Origin of the sequence: Hyphomicrobium sulfonivorans, assembly GCF_013306565.1 — a bacterium.
Classification (GTDB): Bacteria; Pseudomonadota; Alphaproteobacteria; order Rhizobiales; family Hyphomicrobiaceae; genus Hyphomicrobium_A; species Hyphomicrobium_A sulfonivorans.
In genome coordinates this window covers 1-16,143 of sequence record NZ_PZPO01000006.1, presented here as the reverse complement: position 1 = coordinate 16,143, position 16,143 = coordinate 1, and the positions used below count along the sequence as shown (strand labels likewise).

Sequence of the window (16,143 nt, the reverse complement as noted above, 5' to 3'; positions counted from 1 at the left end):
GCTCCCTACAGCTTCAACTTCAGTTTTTCCAGCAGTGGCGCAAAGCCGGACGTCTTCTTGCTCGCCTGGACGTCTCGCCGATTGCTGATGGCCAGCGCGATGTCGCGGAATGCAACAGCGGCCTTCGATTTCGCGCTCAGCTCTTCGATCATCTGACCGTTGTTCGCGGCCTGCCCGAAGGTTTCGCTATCGAAATCGATCACACTGATAGCCTTCAGGCCAACAGCGGCTTCGAATTCCTTGACGCTGATTTCTGGCCGTTTCGGCATGTTGGTCATATTCATCACCAGCCGCGGCTTGGCATCGTTGCGGCGCGACTGCGAAAGCAGATCGATGATGCCCTTCGCGTTGCGCAGGTTCGCCAGATCCGGAACAGCGGTAATGACCACTTCGTCCGCCTGCAGCAGCACGCTTTTCACCCAGCCCGTCCAGGCATGCGGCAAATCCACAGCGACGTAAGGAACGTTCTGGCGCACGACGTCGATCACCTGATCGCAGCCATCGACTGAAATATCGTACTCGCGATCCAGCAGCACCGGGGCAGCGAAAATCGACAGATGATCCGAGCACTTCGTCAGCAAACGATCCAACAGCACCTCATCGAGGCGCTCAGGGCTCATCAGTGCATCGGCGATGCCCTGCATCGGATCCTGATTGAAATCGAGCGCGGTGGTGCCGAACGCCAGATCCATGTCGGCAATCACGACGTCGGCCTTCAGGGCTTCCGAAAGCGCAAATGCCGTGTTGTGACACACCGTGGATGAACCCACGCCTCCCTTGGCGCCGATGAAGGCATACACGTGCCCGACCGGCTCCGTCTGGGGATTGTTGTAGATGTTGGACACGGCCTCCATGAGATCCAGCGGCGTCACCGGCTCCACCAGATACTCACTCACGCCACGCTTCAGCAGCTCGCGATAAAGCGTGATGTCGTTCACGTGGCCGATCACGATGACCTTAGTGCCGGGATCGCAATTCTCAGCCAGACGATCGAGCTCCGCCAGAATGTGATCACGCGGCAGACTGCTCTCAATGACAATGAGATTTGGCGTCGGGTTCTGCTGGTAATGGATAACGGCGGCTTCGATACCGCCCATGTGAACATTCACATGGGCCTTGGCAAGCCGTCTGTCCTCGGCCGCAATGCGAACGATGTCAGCCGTGGGTCCGTTCTCGCAGAACACCTGAATTGAAATGCGCGGAATAGGCCGCGCACGATCCGATGCCTGCGGAACAAAGCCATCCTCAAGCTCGGCCAGAGACGCGCCGACACCGATATGATCGTCGTCGTGAGAGATGTACTTGGCTGGCTCAGACATGTTCCTGGCGACCCTTAACAAAAATCGTCAGCCATCAATCGATGGCCATATTCACGCGTTCGTCAGCAGACTTGGTGGCGCCGGTCGGCCGTCCGGTAACATACCTGTTCCAGACCTGATCGCGCCGTTCGCCCGAACGCGCCGTTTCACTGCGCGGCCCCAGCAGGTCCGCCGGATTTGCCACCATCACCGCCAGATTGCGCTGCTGAGAGCAGCCCAGATCGGGGTACGGCAAGTTCGTCGGCTCATAGGCAAGGTTCGTCGACCAATCTCCGCACTGCGGCGGCTCGGCGATATAGCGAAGATACGAAACACGGATCGGCGGGCTTCCCGTGCCTTCCGCGTTGTAGGCCTCCACCGAAATCGTGGCTTCGCTGAAACCGTGATCGGTCAACAACGAACGGATCTCTCCAACCGCATGCATGACGCCAACTTCGTTCGCCGCTCCGCTTGGTACGGAAACAACAAGACGGCTATTACCTGCATCGGTCGCACGATAATGGTTTACAAAGCCTATCAATTTGCCACGCTGTGACCGCGATAGTCCGTTCGCGCCGTCACCCACGCGTATCAGATGGGTTGTCGGCTCCTGCGACACAAGAATGGGATGACGCTGCGTAGCATCAACCAGCGTCCAGCCCGCTACGCGCGTCGGGTCATCCAGCGTCTTGCAGCCGGCAGCAGGCAATACAGCAGCTGAGGCGATAAGCAGCTTGGCGATCAGCGAACGGTAGCCTGATCCGCGAGCGCGCATTTCGTTTGTCGTTGTCATGCTACGTCTCCAGACCATCCGTTATTCGACAATAAAGCCGTAATCGCCCTTGAGATCGCCGGCCGGCGCAGGACGGCCACCGCCGTAGACGCGATTGATGTGACCGAGGAAGTTGGCTTTGCGGTCGGTTGGATCGCCGAGACCATCAACCGGGCGTGCCAGCTCCTGGCGAGCGACCGGGCGCACCATGTAAGGCGTGACGATCACGACAAGTTCGGTTTCCTGGCGCTGGTAGTCACGGCTGCGGAACAGCGTGCCCAGGATCGGCACATCCTTCAACCCTGGGAAACCGTCGATGTTCTGGCGCGTATTCTCCGACAGCAGGCCGGCGATCGCGATCGAGCCGCCGGAAGGCAGTTCCACGGTCGAGTTTGCCTGGCGCGTCTTCAGCGCTGGAATCTGCAGACCTGACAGCACGACTGCGCCTTCGTTGCTCAGCTCGCTGACTTCCGTTTCAATCTTAAGACTGATCCTGCCCTCAGAGAGAACGACCGGCGTAAACGCTAGGCCAATACCAAACTTTTTGAAGGTAACGCTCACCTGACCAAAGTTGTCGGCCACCGGGATCGGATATTCACCACCGGCCAGGAACTGCGCCGCTTCGCCCGACACAGCGGTCAGGTTCGGTTCGGCCAGCGTTTTCAGCAGGCCGTCGCGCTCCATGGCGCGCAGGGCACCGTTTACGGCCTGATTGCCTGAGGCCCAACCCATAGCAACGCCCGAGTTACCGAACGGTAGGCTTGCAGCGTTGACCGGTCCGCCGTTGTACAATCCCAGCGTTCCGGCAGCCGCGCCAATGGTCGCGATACCTGGCGTCGGCAACGTTCCAAGGGCTGCGCCGCTCAGTGGCAAACCGTTGGCGCCCAGCAGCGCGGTCGAGAAGTTGCCGGAGTTGACCAGCGCGCCAACGTTGATACCGAACTGCTTCAGGATCGTGCGCTGCACCTCAGCCACGGTGACACGCAGCATCACCTGCTCTTCGCCCTCAACCGAGATCAGGTTGATGATGCGACGCGGCTCATAGGGCTGCTGTCCTCCGCCGGAAGACGAGTTAGACTGGTTATCGCTCAGTCGCTGATAAGCTGAATTCGGATTGTTCCCGCTCAGGCCGGTTACATTCAGACTGGTGTTGGAATTGACCGAAGTCGATTGACCGGAGCCGACGACACTGTCCACGCCCTCGATGCTCGCCGCGAACTGAGAAGCAATTTCAGCCGCACGGTTAGAGTCGATCGGCGAGCGCACGCTGCCCGTCAGCACCAATGCCCGGCCAGCCATTTCGCTGCGGACGTTCGAGCCCGGAATGAGGCGGGACAGCAACTGATCGAGTGACGACAGATCGGCGCCGATCCGCACCTCGAGGGTAAGGATCTGCTGCCCGTACTCGTCAAAGAAGAATGCATTGGTCTGGCCGGTTCCCTTCGCGATCAGGAACACGCGCTCGGAGGATTGCACGACGGCATCAACCACCGCCGGATCGGACACCAGCACGTCTTTCAGCGGAACCGGAAACTGCACCACCAGCGAACGGCCGACGCCAAGCTCAATTTGCTTGGTCAGCGGAAAAGCCGCGTTGCCGGGGATTCGCAGAATGGAATCGTTGCCTGCCTGTCCCTGATTTCTGCCCTGCATGTCAGCAGCACTAAGCTCGCCAAGCGGAGTGGCGAAGCAAAGCACAGCAGCCATGGCGGCGCGCGCCCACTTTAGGGTCGTTCGCATGATCGATAGCCTTCTCGACAGCCGAAAACTGAATGACGCAACTCAGACAGAAACTGAATGACGCAACTCAGTTGACGCCGTACTCGCGCGTCGGAACGCCATAGCGCAGCACACGGACGGTGTTGCCACGCTGATCGTTGACCGCCGCTGTCGGGCCCTTGCCACGGGGATCGCCATCGGCAACGCTACGCAGAGAAAGGCTTATTTCGCCCATAGAATTTGCTCGCGCCAACTGCTCGGCCTGGCCGGGCGTCAGCTCAAGAGTGGCAGTATTGGCGCCACCCTCAGCGGTCTTCGCGCCTTCTTTGCTGGCGAGATCCTGACCGATGGCCAGCACCCGCACATTGTAGAAGAGCGTATCGGACACGTGCTCTTCGCGACCATTCGGCATACGCTCACGGCGTGTGAGGATCACGTCGACACGGTCGTTCGGCAGAATGAGACGACCGACAGCCGTCTCTTCCCGAATCTTGGTGGAGATCGCGCGCATGCCTTGGGGCAGGATTGCCGCCAACACGCCGCCATCGCCCGGCTTGATCACCTTTTGCTTCGTGACCGGTTCGCCTTCGAGAAGCGGTGCGCGGGCGATAGCGCCCTCGACCAGCTTCATGCCTTCGCTATTGTCCTGACTGATGAATGACGGTGTGACAGCATCTGCGGGCCAGGTCTGCCAGCGGAAGTCGGCGCGCTTGGTCACCTCGCCCACTGGAATGTTGCGCGCTGCAACCAGCACTTCGGTTGCATTGACCGGCACTGCGATCTGCGTCGGCTCTGCCGTCGGCGTGTTCACAACCGAACGCATAAGCATGAACGCAAGGAGACCCGCTCCTGCCGCTACTGTAATGCCGATCAATTGTGCGCGTTTCACAGCCAGTGGTCCTTTCGACCGGCCGAATTGGTGACATCCTCAAAGTGCAGGACAAACGTCAACGCAAGGTTAACCGGCGTTACAAATTGGGGCCGGTTCTCTGATCAAAGGGCTGAATTTTTCACGCTGTTCAGGCGCGCAATCGTGCGCGCCGAGAAGAGATATTCGCGCGGGCCGGGCAGGGATCAGTTTGCAAGCGCCATGGCCACTGTGGTCAGCGGGTAAGCAATGAGGGCCCCGGCAGCAATCGCAACGCCATAGGGAATGGCGTACCCAGGCTGATGTAGCCGCAACGCCCACTGCGGCAAAGGCAAAGCAGCGGCTGGAAAGCTGCGATAGAGCACAACGAACAGCGACAAGGCTCCGCCGAACAACGTCATGTAAACAATGAAGGGAAGGATCTGCTCATACCCCATCCAGACCGCCGCTGCGGGGATGAGCTTGGCGTCGCCACCGCCCATCAGCCTGAAGGCGAACAGCGCCATAGTAATAAGCAGGACGGCAGCACCGATGCCGAAATGCATGAGCACCTGCTGCCCCGACAAACCGGCAATCAACGCAATCACCGGAAACGCCGCCGCAATAGCTACCGAGACGTGGTTGCGGATGCGCATCGTGAAGACGTCCATCGCAGCCGCGTAAAGCATCGCGAACGGGAAGAAGAGCGAGAGCACATGGAGCGACATTGGCTTCTCAATCCGCTGCGGCGAACATCTAAACAGGAGCAGAGACAAGTACGGTCGTCCGGCAAAGTCTGCCGGGCGACCGATTTTGTTAGGTAGTCAGAAGATTACATCTTCAGCTTTTCAGAGATGTCGGTCAGCATCTTGTCCAGATTTGTACCGACGGCGGTTGCGCCAACGACGATGGCAACGCCGATCAGAGCGGCCAGCAGGCCGTACTCAATGGCGGTTGCGCCGGATTCGTCCTGAGCGAAACGCGAAACAAAATTCTTCATGACAGCATCTCCCAGTTTCTTTTGATCGCATCATGCGAAGTTCAGAGCCGATGTTCGCACCGTGCGCTGAACTGATGCTGGTATGCGCCCCCAATTCTTAAACCCAAGTAAATCGCACTAATTTGAACGTAAATGTCTCCTAATAAAGAGTTATTTAAACAGATAAAATTTAATAAAAAGCGGCATCACAAGAACACCCAACAAGAACGCTGAAAATCAAGCAAATGCAAGTGACGCATCCATAGATAAACGCAATTAAACACGTCACATTAGGCCCAAAATCGGCACCACCAGCAAACATCTATACTTGAAAAACCATGTTTATACTTTGATCGTATCCGCCCGACGCCCCGCCAGATCGCACTTGTGCATCGGCTAAAATAGCCCTCGAACGGCACCAGCCCATTTTCCAAACGCTGGTTTTCCCTTTCTTCACCATTTCCTGAGGTAATCGCCGACGAAGAACATGGAACTCGTCGCAATGACCCGCTTTTTCCGTCCCGTGCACGCCGCTCGCTATCTGGTTGCAGCCGCCACTGCCATTGGCGCTGGTTGCATAGGCTCGAACAACGCCGCCGCAGCCGACCTTATGGTGCGTTACGACCAGTCACAGCTCTTGCGCCTGCCGCGCCCGGTTTCTGAAGTCATCATCGGCAATCCATCGATCGCGGACGTTAGCGTTCAGGGTGGCAACCTGCTGGTGGTGACAGGCAAGGCGTTTGGCATCACGAACATCATCGCGCTCGATGCCGATCGGAATGTGATTCAGGATCAGCGCGTGGTCGTCGATCAGGACGATCGGCGCACAGTCGTTGTTTATCGCGGAGAGAAGCGCCAGACCTATACTTGCGCGCCAAACTGCTCGCCTGCCATCATTGTTGGCGATGACATCACGAGCTTCGATGCCCTGAACAAAGCCGTTCAGGCAAAAAGAACCACTTCCAATCCCAACACCCCCACGCAGAACGAATAGCCGCCATCCGCGACTGAGGCGCTCGTCCTTCACACCCACGGAACCGCAGTCGAGCCTGCCGGAACCGGTTAACGATGCGCTTACCGGTTTGCTTCAAATTAGCCGAGAAGTAATACATCCTTCACGGACGCATCCCTACGTTCACGCGCTAAATTTCATACGCGAGAACACCCATAGTCATGCGGATGCGTTTCCGGACAAACTCCCCACACGCCGCCAGCGCGCTGAGCGACTTTCATCGCAACGAACGTGGCTCTACAGCCATTGAGTTCGCCGTGATCGGTGGGGCGCTCATCTTTTTTATTCTCGGCATCGTAGGCCTGGGCATTTTCTTCCTGGTCAACTCATCGCTTCAGAGCGGCGTCGAGAACGCGGCGCGCATCATTCGCACCGGCCAATCCAACGAAGCCAAGATGAATGTCACCAGCTTCCGCCAAGCCGTTTGCGACAGCATGAACGCTGCAATCGACTGCAACAAGCTTTCAATCCTGGTCCAAACCGCCCCCGATTGGGCCAACCTGAATCTCGCCCCATGCGTCGTCAACGGCAAGATGAGTGCGTCCACCGGCAACGGCGACGACCTACTCAGCAAGCATGCCGGCGACGCGGAGGAAGTAGCTGTCGTCACCGTTTGCTACCAATGGGACATGGCCAAAAGCTTCCCGTTCCTGAAGCTGGGCAACCAATCTGACGGCTCCGGCGCTGCAATCATGCAGGCGGCTACTGCGTTCCGCAGCGAGCCTTACAAATGAAACACCTGCTGTACCGAGGCCAGACGATGCATTCTTGGAATGTTGCGCGCACATGGATTGCAGGCTTCACCCGTGCTTTGCGGCGCGATGATCGGGGCGTTGCCGGTATCGAATTTGCGTTGATCCTGCCCATTCTGATGCTGCTGTTGCTCGGCGTCGTCGAAGCCTCGCGCGCCATCGATATGGACCGCCATTTTTCAACAGCTGTATCGAGTGTCGGTGATGCCATTGCACGCCAGGAATCGATCGGAGCCACTGAAAGCGCCGCCAAGCCAAATCTCGACGGCGCAATGAAAGCCATGGCTCACATCATGGCGCCCTATGACGCAAACGAAAAAGAACTGCAGGTTGTCATCGCCTCCGTACAGGCATCACCTAATAACGCAGCCGACGCAAAGGTGACCTGGAGCTATTCCTACGGCGAAGGCGGGATCAGCGTACCGGCCAAATGCTCAAGCTATACTTTGCCAACAGGACTCGTACCGAAGGGCGGCAGCGTTATCGTTGTGCAGGCAGAGTACAAGTTCAAACCTCTGTTCGGCGATTTCGTCCCAGGCTTTGGTTCACTGGTCAAATTCACAGAAAAGTCGTTCTACAATCCGCGCAACAGCTGCGTCGATTATGTGAAAGGCGAAAACTGCATCAGCCCCTGCTAGCGTCACCGGCTTTTAGTTCTAGCGTCACCGGCTTTTAGTTATTGAGAGACACTTAAGCCCCTACCGCCATCTCAATTAGTCTGCTACTTAGTCAGTAAACGAATGACTTTATTTGTGAAGCGATCATGGGCCGCCGTTCAATACATACTCAGGAAGAGCTGCGCGAGCTGATCATTGCTGCGACCACATCCATCATCGATGAGGCCGGCATTGATGGCCTTTCCGCCCGTGAGATTGCCAAGCACATCGGATACTCGCCTGGCACGCTATATAATATGTTCGAAAACCTCGATGATCTGCTGCTCATCATTGAGGCTCGGCTGCTTGATGATCTGCGCCAGCAGTTGATAGAAGCGGCTCAAAACGCCCCCGCCCACGAACGACTGCCCCGGCTGGCGGCAACCTATTTCGAATTTACTCAGAACCATCCAAAGCGCTGGAGCCTGCTGATTGAGCACCGGATTCCGGGCAATCACCCGGTGCCGGACTGGTACGAGGACAAGATCAGCAGTCTGCTGCAGCCGTTTGAGGACGTGCTCGACCCGATACTTGACGCAGACACCTCGCCGGAGACCAGACGGCAGCATGCCCGCACCATCTGGGCCGGCATTCATGGACTGACGTCACTGTCCACCGCCAACAAGCTGGCGACAATTACAAATCATTCCGGACAGGTTCTGATTGATGATCTCGTCATGACCTATCTGGCCGGTTTGCAGCGGTCGACATCACACGGCGTCAGCACCGCACCCCAAAAGGAAAAGCGCTGATCAGCGCGCAACCACTGCCAATACGACTTGGCGCTACGAGCATGTCGCCCTGCGATTGATGACTGAAATTCCGTCATCGCCAATCTCAACCGGCAGAACTGCAGCGCATCACTCCGTCACAAGGCGGAGAGGCTCTAAAGTCGCAAGCGCTTCTCCTGGAGCCACCCGAGCAACAGCTATTTGACGCAGCCCGTGGTTCGCGCTTCAGGTGGATCGCGACCAAATCGATTAAAGTCTAGCGCTGGACAACGCTCCAGCCATCGTCCCACCGATAAATCACTTCGTGCCCTTCCCGCGGGGCCTGCGCGTCCGTGCTCTCAATCCGGTAGGTGCACGCAAAGTCAGCGCCCCGGACATACCGGCACTTGAAGTCACGCACTGCGGGGTCCAAACCTTGCTCGCCCAGAGCAAGCTGCATTTCGTTTTCATACCACAGACATCTCGCACGCTCGCGGGCATCGGCGAGGTCGGCACTTCGCCCAATGATACCTTGAATATCGGGCGTAATGTTCCCCGAGCCCGCACGCAGCCGTATGCCATCGTTATGGGTACGCAGATAGGTGATCTCAGGACGGGTGACGTGCTTGTACAGAACTTTGCCGTAACAGACCTGTGCCTTGCGATAGAGATCGGGGGCAACGTCGGGCGGCACTCCACGTCCTATGATCAGATCAGCGTTTCGCTTGGCGGATTCCGCCGACTGAGCGGCCAGATAAACATCGACGAAATAGTCTTCATCGGAGACTGCGGCAGCCCGATCGGAAACCAGTGACAGCACGGCGACCGCAGAAACAAGTGTCAGCAGGAGCCGACGGACCGGAGGGTTGCAGCTGAACATTCGCCAGCCGGCAGAAAAGAAATCAAGTGGTGGAGAAGGAGGCATCATAGTCATTTCCGTGGAAGGTTCGCGCTTAGTCCGCATTGCCAGAAGCATCGCAGCGTCGATTACTTCGAACCCCGCAACTGGTGTTGGGTTCGAGCCGATCCCAGTTTCACTGCAACGTATAGGATTTGCAATATGCACTACTACTCATCCTAGGAGCGTGCCATTTAGCCATGCGCCAAAATCGTTGTCACCACGAGCCGCATGCGACGATGCCTGCACAGACATCCATCAGACAGACAATGTCGGCTAGTGATCGAACATTTATCGTTCAGCACACTGCGCTTATTTAGCAACGACCCTCGCTGAACATATTCCGCACTCTATGAACCTCTGGCTTCACATCTCGCGAATCATCAATGTTGCTCCGTATTCGGAGTAGTTGGGTTCGCTCCATATCGATCGATATCGTCTGATTTTTTGCCCCCCCTTCATCAGGCGTAAGCTAGTGGGACTCGGCGTATTGCCGCGACGCATCAAGCGATTTCCATCATCTCAGCTGATCCGACAGATACTCTTGTGGGGCTGCTATGCTAGAAATTTTGAAAGCACATTTAATTTTTCTACGGTCCATTAGCGTCTGGCACATTGCGGCTTCATCAAATCATTTTTCTGGCATTTGCGTCGGCTGCAATCGCCGTCTCGTCGGCCTGACAGCTGCAATCGCCGGCATGCTGTTGGCTACCGCAAAAGTAGCCGTTGCTGCCTGCCCGCCGCCCGGCGTGCCTATAGTTTCTACCGGAAGTACCGTCACAGAAAGCGGATGCGCCGTAAGCCGTTCAACCGGCATCAACGTCGGCGCGGTTGATGCTTCCGGTGGCGGAACAATTAATTTCTCAGACGGTTCGGTGACATATTTCAACAACCAAATAAACGGCGCTCAGGCGACCACCGGCGGCACGATAAACCTTGATGGCATAACATTCGACAACGCTGGAAACACCGCACAAACTGGCACCGCGATGTTTAGCAATGGAGGCTTCATCAATGGAACAAACGTCTTCGTAAATACCACAGGAAATAATGCTAGCGCCGTTCAACTTCTCAATGCTGCAACGGCGACATTCACTAATAGCAATTTCAATATCCAGGGAACGTCGGCTTCCGGCATCTACATTATCGAGGGATCCAATCTGTCTTTTGTTGACGGAACGATCACAGTACAGAACAGCAATGCGACTGAAGCGCGGGGAAATAGCATACTGACGCTCGAACGTAGCACCATAACGACCTATTATATTTATGGACATGGCATGTCCATTCATGAGGGGTCTAGTGCCAGTGCTACATCCGTTGATATTGTCACGAACGGCTATTACGGCGTCGGCCTGATAGCGGGATGGAACGCCAGCATTGCGTTCGATGTCGGAACCATTGTCACCAATGGTCAGATTGCTTCAGGCGTACTGTTGACCAGCAATAATTCGGGCAACAGTGTCGTTACCGTATCCGACAGCCAGATTACCACGAACGGAAGTGACGCACCTGTTGTCGCGACGACAAGCACCGGCTCGACGAGCCAGATTTTTCAAGCCACCAATTCAACACTTAGGGCAGCCGGTGGCGGCGTTGTGTTCGATATTGACAGCGCAAATGGCGTCGTGCAGCTAACCGATGTAACTGCTAGTTCAGCGGCGGCGCGCTTGCTGAGTGTCGGCGCGACATCAACCACAAACCTGTCTCTTACGGCTTCCGGTTCAACACTCTCGGGCGACAGTGTAATTCAGAATGGAAGCACGGCCGCGCTTGCATTTGGCAATGGAACGACGCTCACAGGCGCATTCTCTACGGGGGCTGGCTCTTCGGCTTCCGTCGAAATCGATAGCAGTTCCAGCTGGTACGTTACAGATGATTCAAACCTGACCAACTTGACGAACGCCGGGCTTGTTCAGTTCACGCCGCCAGCTTCAAGTGTGGGGCCGTTCAAGACGCTGACGACGGTGAACTACGTCGGTCAGGGTGGTACGCTGGGCATCAACACCTATCTCGGTGGCGATGGCTCGCCATCCGATAAACTTGTGATCGATGGCGGAACGGGCACCGGCACGTCACTCCTGAGCGTCAACAACCTCGGCGCAGGTGATCTCACGCAGCTCAACGGCATTCTCGTCGTCGATGCGATCAACGGCGGCACGACGGTGCCGGGCCTGTTTGCACTTGCCGGCCCCGTGGTTGCTGGTCCGTACGAATACTCGCTATATCGCGGCAGCGTGGACGCATCCAATCCCGACGCCTGGTTTCTGCGCTCGGTGCTTGACTGTGCGCTTGATCCCTCTGCGCCAATCTGCGCCCCCGACACCCCCGATTACCGCCAGGAAACTTCGCTCTACGCCGCCGTGCCGGCGATGACGCTACTGTATGGCCGCCTGATGCTCGATACGTTGCATGAGCGGCGCGGCACTGCCGTCAGCGCTTACGCAGAAGGCGCACCGAACGCAGCCTGGGCCCGTGTCATCGGTCAGCATGGCGACCGCGACGGTGGCAAGGGTGGCATCTACGGCGCTGGTCCGAAGTACGATTACGACTTCTGGGCCTTCCAGGGCGGTATCGACCTTTACCGCGATGGCGATGTCGGCACGTCGCGCAATCACGCCGGTGCGTTCTTCGCCATCGGTCACGGCTCCGGCGATGTGCAGCACATCGGCAGCGGCAAGGCCGGCGAGAATTCTTTCATGGCGTACTCATGGGGCGCCTACTGGACGCACTACACGCCAGAAAACGCCTACGTCGACGCGCTGCTGATGGGCTCGTGGTACGATATTGACGCCAAGTCGAACCGTATTCCAAAGATGAAGACAGATGGCGGCGCGTTCGGCGCTTCGCTTGAGGGCGGTTATCCGGTTTACACCGGTCCCGGCGGGTTCAGCATCGAACCCCAAGCCCAGCTTGCCTACCAGACCGTCAACCTCAACAACGGATCGGATGTCGCCGCACAGGTGCACTTCGATAACGTCAACTCGCTGGTGGGCCGTGTCGGCGTAAGCTTCGCACAGGACTTCGGTACACCGACCTGGCTGACTGGAGCCCCGTCCACCTTCACCGCGTGGATACGGCCGAACTTCTGGTACGAGTTCCTCGGCGATCCGAAGACGAAGTTCTCATCCGCCACCGGCTTCATCCCGTTCGCTGCCGACATGGGCGGCACCACGTTCGAGATCAACACCGGCTTCTCAACCGACATCGGCGATGGCGCGGCGATCTACGCCAACGCATCCTATCTCGTCGGTATCGGCGAACACGCGGACGGCAACGCCTACGATGGCAAGCTTGGCGTCAAGGTTGCTTGGTGATCGCGAAAGATCCTCTGCAGCACATCATGTAGTGGCCGTGTTTCGTTCGCAACGATCACAGGCGCAACTTAGGCTAATTCCAACTGCTTAGGCCGTAAACGGATCGAATCACTGCTGTTAATGTGTGAAGACAGAACGGAGCGGTGCGATGAAGTTAGACAGCCTATCTAAATTACAACACACCATCGCCGCCGCTCTAACCATCTCGGTGTACGCTGCAGCTGCAGCGCCAGCGACGGCGCAAACCATCATCAACATTCCTGACGGACAAAATCTCGCGCCGGTTTCGATTGGCAGCAATACAGTCTGGGAGTTCGATGGCGATGCGTTTCTGACCGGCAACAAAAACATTGGCAGCGGGCTGGTGATGAGCGGTGTGCCGTCGGACAGTGTGATCACGCTCAACAACGGTGCCGGCGTCTACGGAAAATTTACAGCCAGTCAGTTCACCGCTGACAACATTGTCATAGCAAACGGCAACGGCAATGGCAGTGAAGGCGGTGCAATGGGTGGGAGCAGTTTGTCGATCGACGGCACGCGCCTAATTTTCAGAAACAATTTCAGTACCGGCCGGGGCGGTGCGATTTTCATATCCGGCAATTTTACGTCATCAGTCGATCACTTTGAACTCAGGGACAACTACGGCCAAGATTTTGGCGGCGGCCTGCATACCATCAACGGCAACATCTCATTCACTAACACCAATGGCACGCTGATTGTAAGTGGCAACAGAACCGACACAAGCGGTGGCGGTCTTTGGTCCAACAACGGCAGTCGAATTATCATAGATAGCCGGATAGTCACTTTCGAAGATAACATCGGCGGAAGTGGCTACGGCTATGGTGGCGGCGTCAGGTCGGGCGGAACCGTGAGTGCGTCTGGGGAAGGCTTCCAGGCGCTCAACCCCGAAGCCATCGTAACATTCACGAACAATCAGGCCTGGTTCGGCGGCGGCGGCGTCAACGTTGAGTACGGGATTCTCATTGCGGGCACTGCCGTGTTCACAAACAACCGCGCGCTGTACGAGAACGGCGGCGGCTTTCGCACCGGGTATGGAATATCAAGGCTTACAATCGGCAACAATGGCGGCACGACAACCTCCACAGTCAGCGACAACTATGCTGGCGTTAAAGGCGGCGGCGCATATGTCGGCACCGTGTCAGTGGATGGTAGCCTGACGCTGACCGGCAACATTGCTGGCGGCAGCGGCTCGTTTGACGGCGGTGGCGGATTCTATCTGGACGAAGCGGCCAGTAGCGATATCGGCGGCGTCGGAGCGGTGCTTGTTCTCGACAATAACCTGGCCGGTTTCAACCAATCCGGCACCGCAACCGCGTTCGGGTCTGGCGGCGCGATTTACAGCGACAGCTCTCTGTCGCTTGCTGGCAGCCAAATATCCATATCGGGAAATAAATCTACGAATTTCGGCGGCGGACTATATCTCTCTGCAAGCGCAACCAGCACTATCGGCGGCGCGGCTACCACTTTGGTGATCGAGGGGAACACAGCCGGCTACAACGAGACAGGCGGCGTTTACAATGCGTTTGCAAGCGGCGGCGCCATTTACTCCTTAGCGCCGTTGATCCTGACCGGATCGACCATATCGCTAGCCAACAACATGGCGACGTTGGACGGTGGCGCGATCCGCGCTGGCGGCCTGCTTTCTATCCAAGGTCCGATGATAGCCCAGGGCAATAGTTCCGGCGGCAACGGCGGCGCGATATGGGGCGGCTCGGACGTCACGTTATCAGTGCAATCGGGTAGCACTGTATTTTCCGGCAACACGCACAATGGCGCCTCCGCAGCGGCCGCCAACGCCATATATCTGGCAACGGGCGGGACAACGCTAAGCCTGGATGCTGCATCCGGCAGCAGCATAGAGTTCTTTGATCCGATTGCGAGCAACCTTGCGAACAGCGCGGTCGCGGTCGAAATCAATCAATCAGGCGGCTCGGGGCGTGTACTTTTCTCCGGTGAAGACCACGCAAGCCTGCAGAACCGAACCTCTGAAATCCTGGCTAACACCACGGTGCATGCCGGAACGTTGGAACTGCGCGATGGAGCTGTCTATGGCGTCAATGCCCCCGGCAGTTCATTCAATTTGATGGCAGGCGCCGAATTCGAAAGTGTCGTCACTGAAGCCAACAGTGGCAACAGCATTGGCGCCAACGATATAACACTTTCAGGCCGCACCAGCCTGCACGGAAGTTACGTACAAACGCTGATTTTTGACGGCAATGTCCTTCACAGCGGAGACATTATTGCCGCCAATGGCGATTTGGTAGGCAGCGAAGTCGTTGCAAGAGGCAACTACACCGGTGCTGGTGGTACGCTGGCCATAAATACATATCTCGGCGGTGATGGATCGCCATCCGATAAACTTGTGATCGATGGCGGAGCAGGCACCGGCACGTCGCAGCTTGCCGTGAACAACGTCGGCGGCGGTGGCGCTCTCACACAGCTCAACGGTATTCTTGTCGTCGATGCGATCAACGGCGGCACGACCGTGCCGGGACTGTTTGCGCTCGCCTCTCCGGTTGTCGCTGGCCCTTATGAATACTCGCTCTATCGTGGCAGCGTTGACGCATCCAATCCCAACGCCTGGTATCTGCGTTCGGAGCTCGATTGCGCGATCGATCCAACCGCGCCGGTCTGCGGCGACGACATTCCCGACTGGCGCCAGGAAACCTCGCTCTACGCCGCCGTGCCGGCGATGACGCTGCTGTACGGCCGCCTGATGCTCGATACGTTGCACGAGCGGCGCGGCACTGCCGTCAGCGCTTACGCAGAAGGCGCACCGAACGCAGCCTGGGCCCGTGTCATCGGTCAGCATGGCGACCGCGACGGTGGCAAGGGTGGCATCTACGGCGCTGGTCCGAAGTACGATTACGACTTCTGGGCCTTCCAGGGCGGTATCGACCTTTACCGCGATGGCGATGTCGGCACGTCGCGCAATCACGCCGGTGCGTTCTTCGCCATCGGTCACGGCTCCGGCGATGTGCAGCACATCGGCAGCGGCAAGGCCGGCGAGAATTCTTTCATGGCGTACTCATGGGGCGCCTACTGGACGCACTACACGCCAGAAAACGCCTACGTCGACGCGCTGCTGATGGGCTCGTGGTACGATATTGACGCCAAGTCGAACCGTATTCCAAAGATGAAGACAGATGGCGGCGCGTTCGG

At 57.5% G+C, this 16,143-nt stretch carries 14 protein-coding genes; 6 read left to right on the top strand and 8 right to left on the bottom strand.

The genetic code is table 11. The annotated features are described in order from the left end of the window. Positions 1 to 5: 5 nt before the first annotated feature. The 6 genes from C6Y62_RS13540 to C6Y62_RS13515 all read right to left on the bottom strand — a co-directional run bounded on the left by C6Y62_RS13540 (position 6) and on the right by C6Y62_RS13515 (position 5,636). Positions 6 to 1,319 (bottom strand): CpaE/TadZ family protein, encoded by a 1,314-nt coding sequence (locus C6Y62_RS13540; RefSeq protein WP_173954380.1) that lies wholly within the window; start codon positions 1,317 to 1,319, stop codon positions 6 to 8. 34 nt (positions 1,320 to 1,353) lie between these two features. Next, on the bottom strand, positions 1,354 to 2,091 hold the full coding sequence (locus C6Y62_RS13535) for a CpaD family pilus assembly protein (RefSeq protein WP_246274727.1): 738 nt from the start codon (positions 2,089 to 2,091) through the stop codon (positions 1,354 to 1,356). Positions 2,092 to 2,112: 21 nt separating this feature from the next. Continuing rightward, positions 2,113 to 3,810, bottom strand: a complete 1,698-nt coding sequence (locus tag C6Y62_RS13530; protein ID WP_173954379.1) for a type II and III secretion system protein family protein — start codon at positions 3,808 to 3,810, stop codon at positions 2,113 to 2,115. A 67-nt stretch (positions 3,811 to 3,877) separates the two neighbouring features. Further along, positions 3,878 to 4,678, bottom strand: a complete 801-nt coding sequence (cpaB, locus tag C6Y62_RS13525; protein ID WP_068465250.1) for a Flp pilus assembly protein CpaB — start codon at positions 4,676 to 4,678, stop codon at positions 3,878 to 3,880. A 185-nt stretch (positions 4,679 to 4,863) separates the two neighbouring features. Then, the gene (locus C6Y62_RS13520; protein WP_173954378.1) at positions 4,864 to 5,364 is read right to left on the bottom strand and encodes an A24 family peptidase; all 501 of its coding nucleotides are present in this window, start codon (positions 5,362 to 5,364) and stop codon (positions 4,864 to 4,866) included. A gap of 104 nt (positions 5,365 to 5,468) precedes the next feature. Next, a complete protein-coding gene (locus C6Y62_RS13515; protein WP_173954377.1) occupies positions 5,469 to 5,636 on the bottom strand; it encodes a Flp family type IVb pilin in 168 nt (55 codons plus the stop codon). A gap of 481 nt (positions 5,637 to 6,117) precedes the next feature. On the opposite strand from C6Y62_RS13515, the gene C6Y62_RS13510 reads away from it, so the two are divergent. From C6Y62_RS13510 to C6Y62_RS13495, 4 genes are all read left to right on the top strand, one after another. Beyond that, the gene (locus C6Y62_RS13510; protein WP_173954376.1) at positions 6,118 to 6,609 is read left to right on the top strand and encodes a pilus assembly protein N-terminal domain-containing protein; all 492 of its coding nucleotides are present in this window, start codon (positions 6,118 to 6,120) and stop codon (positions 6,607 to 6,609) included. 179 nt (positions 6,610 to 6,788) lie between these two features. Next, positions 6,789 to 7,361: a TadE/TadG family type IV pilus assembly protein gene (locus C6Y62_RS13505; protein WP_173954375.1), complete on the top strand. Its 573-nt coding sequence runs from the start codon at positions 6,789 to 6,791 to the stop codon at positions 7,359 to 7,361. Further along, entirely contained in the window at positions 7,358 to 8,017 is a 660-nt protein-coding gene (locus C6Y62_RS13500) for a TadE/TadG family type IV pilus assembly protein (protein ID WP_338074344.1), read from the top strand. The genes C6Y62_RS13505 and C6Y62_RS13500 overlap by 4 nt, the downstream gene beginning before the upstream one ends. A gap of 125 nt (positions 8,018 to 8,142) precedes the next feature. Then, complete coding sequence (locus C6Y62_RS13495; protein WP_068465265.1) at positions 8,143 to 8,787, top strand: TetR/AcrR family transcriptional regulator; 645 nt, start codon at positions 8,143 to 8,145, stop codon at positions 8,785 to 8,787. Between the two features lie 235 nt (positions 8,788 to 9,022). Here C6Y62_RS13495 and C6Y62_RS13490 read toward each other — a convergent pair whose 3' ends face one another. Beyond that, complete coding sequence (locus tag C6Y62_RS13490) at positions 9,023 to 9,811, bottom strand: hypothetical protein (RefSeq protein WP_173954373.1); 789 nt, start codon at positions 9,809 to 9,811, stop codon at positions 9,023 to 9,025. 695 nt (positions 9,812 to 10,506) lie between these two features. Beyond that, complete coding sequence (locus C6Y62_RS13485; RefSeq protein ID WP_173954372.1) at positions 10,507 to 10,920, bottom strand: hypothetical protein; 414 nt, start codon at positions 10,918 to 10,920, stop codon at positions 10,507 to 10,509. 3 nt (positions 10,921 to 10,923) lie between these two features. Here C6Y62_RS13485 and C6Y62_RS13480 point away from each other — a divergent pair, with 3 nt between their 5' ends. Further along, positions 10,924 to 12,960, top strand: coding sequence for an autotransporter family protein (locus tag C6Y62_RS13480; RefSeq protein WP_173954371.1), 2,037 nt, complete (start codon positions 10,924 to 10,926; stop codon positions 12,958 to 12,960). 148 nt (positions 12,961 to 13,108) lie between these two features. Then, a partial coding sequence (locus tag C6Y62_RS13475) for an autotransporter outer membrane beta-barrel domain-containing protein (RefSeq protein WP_173954370.1) occupies positions 13,109 to 16,143 on the top strand: 3,035 nt, incomplete at its 3' end.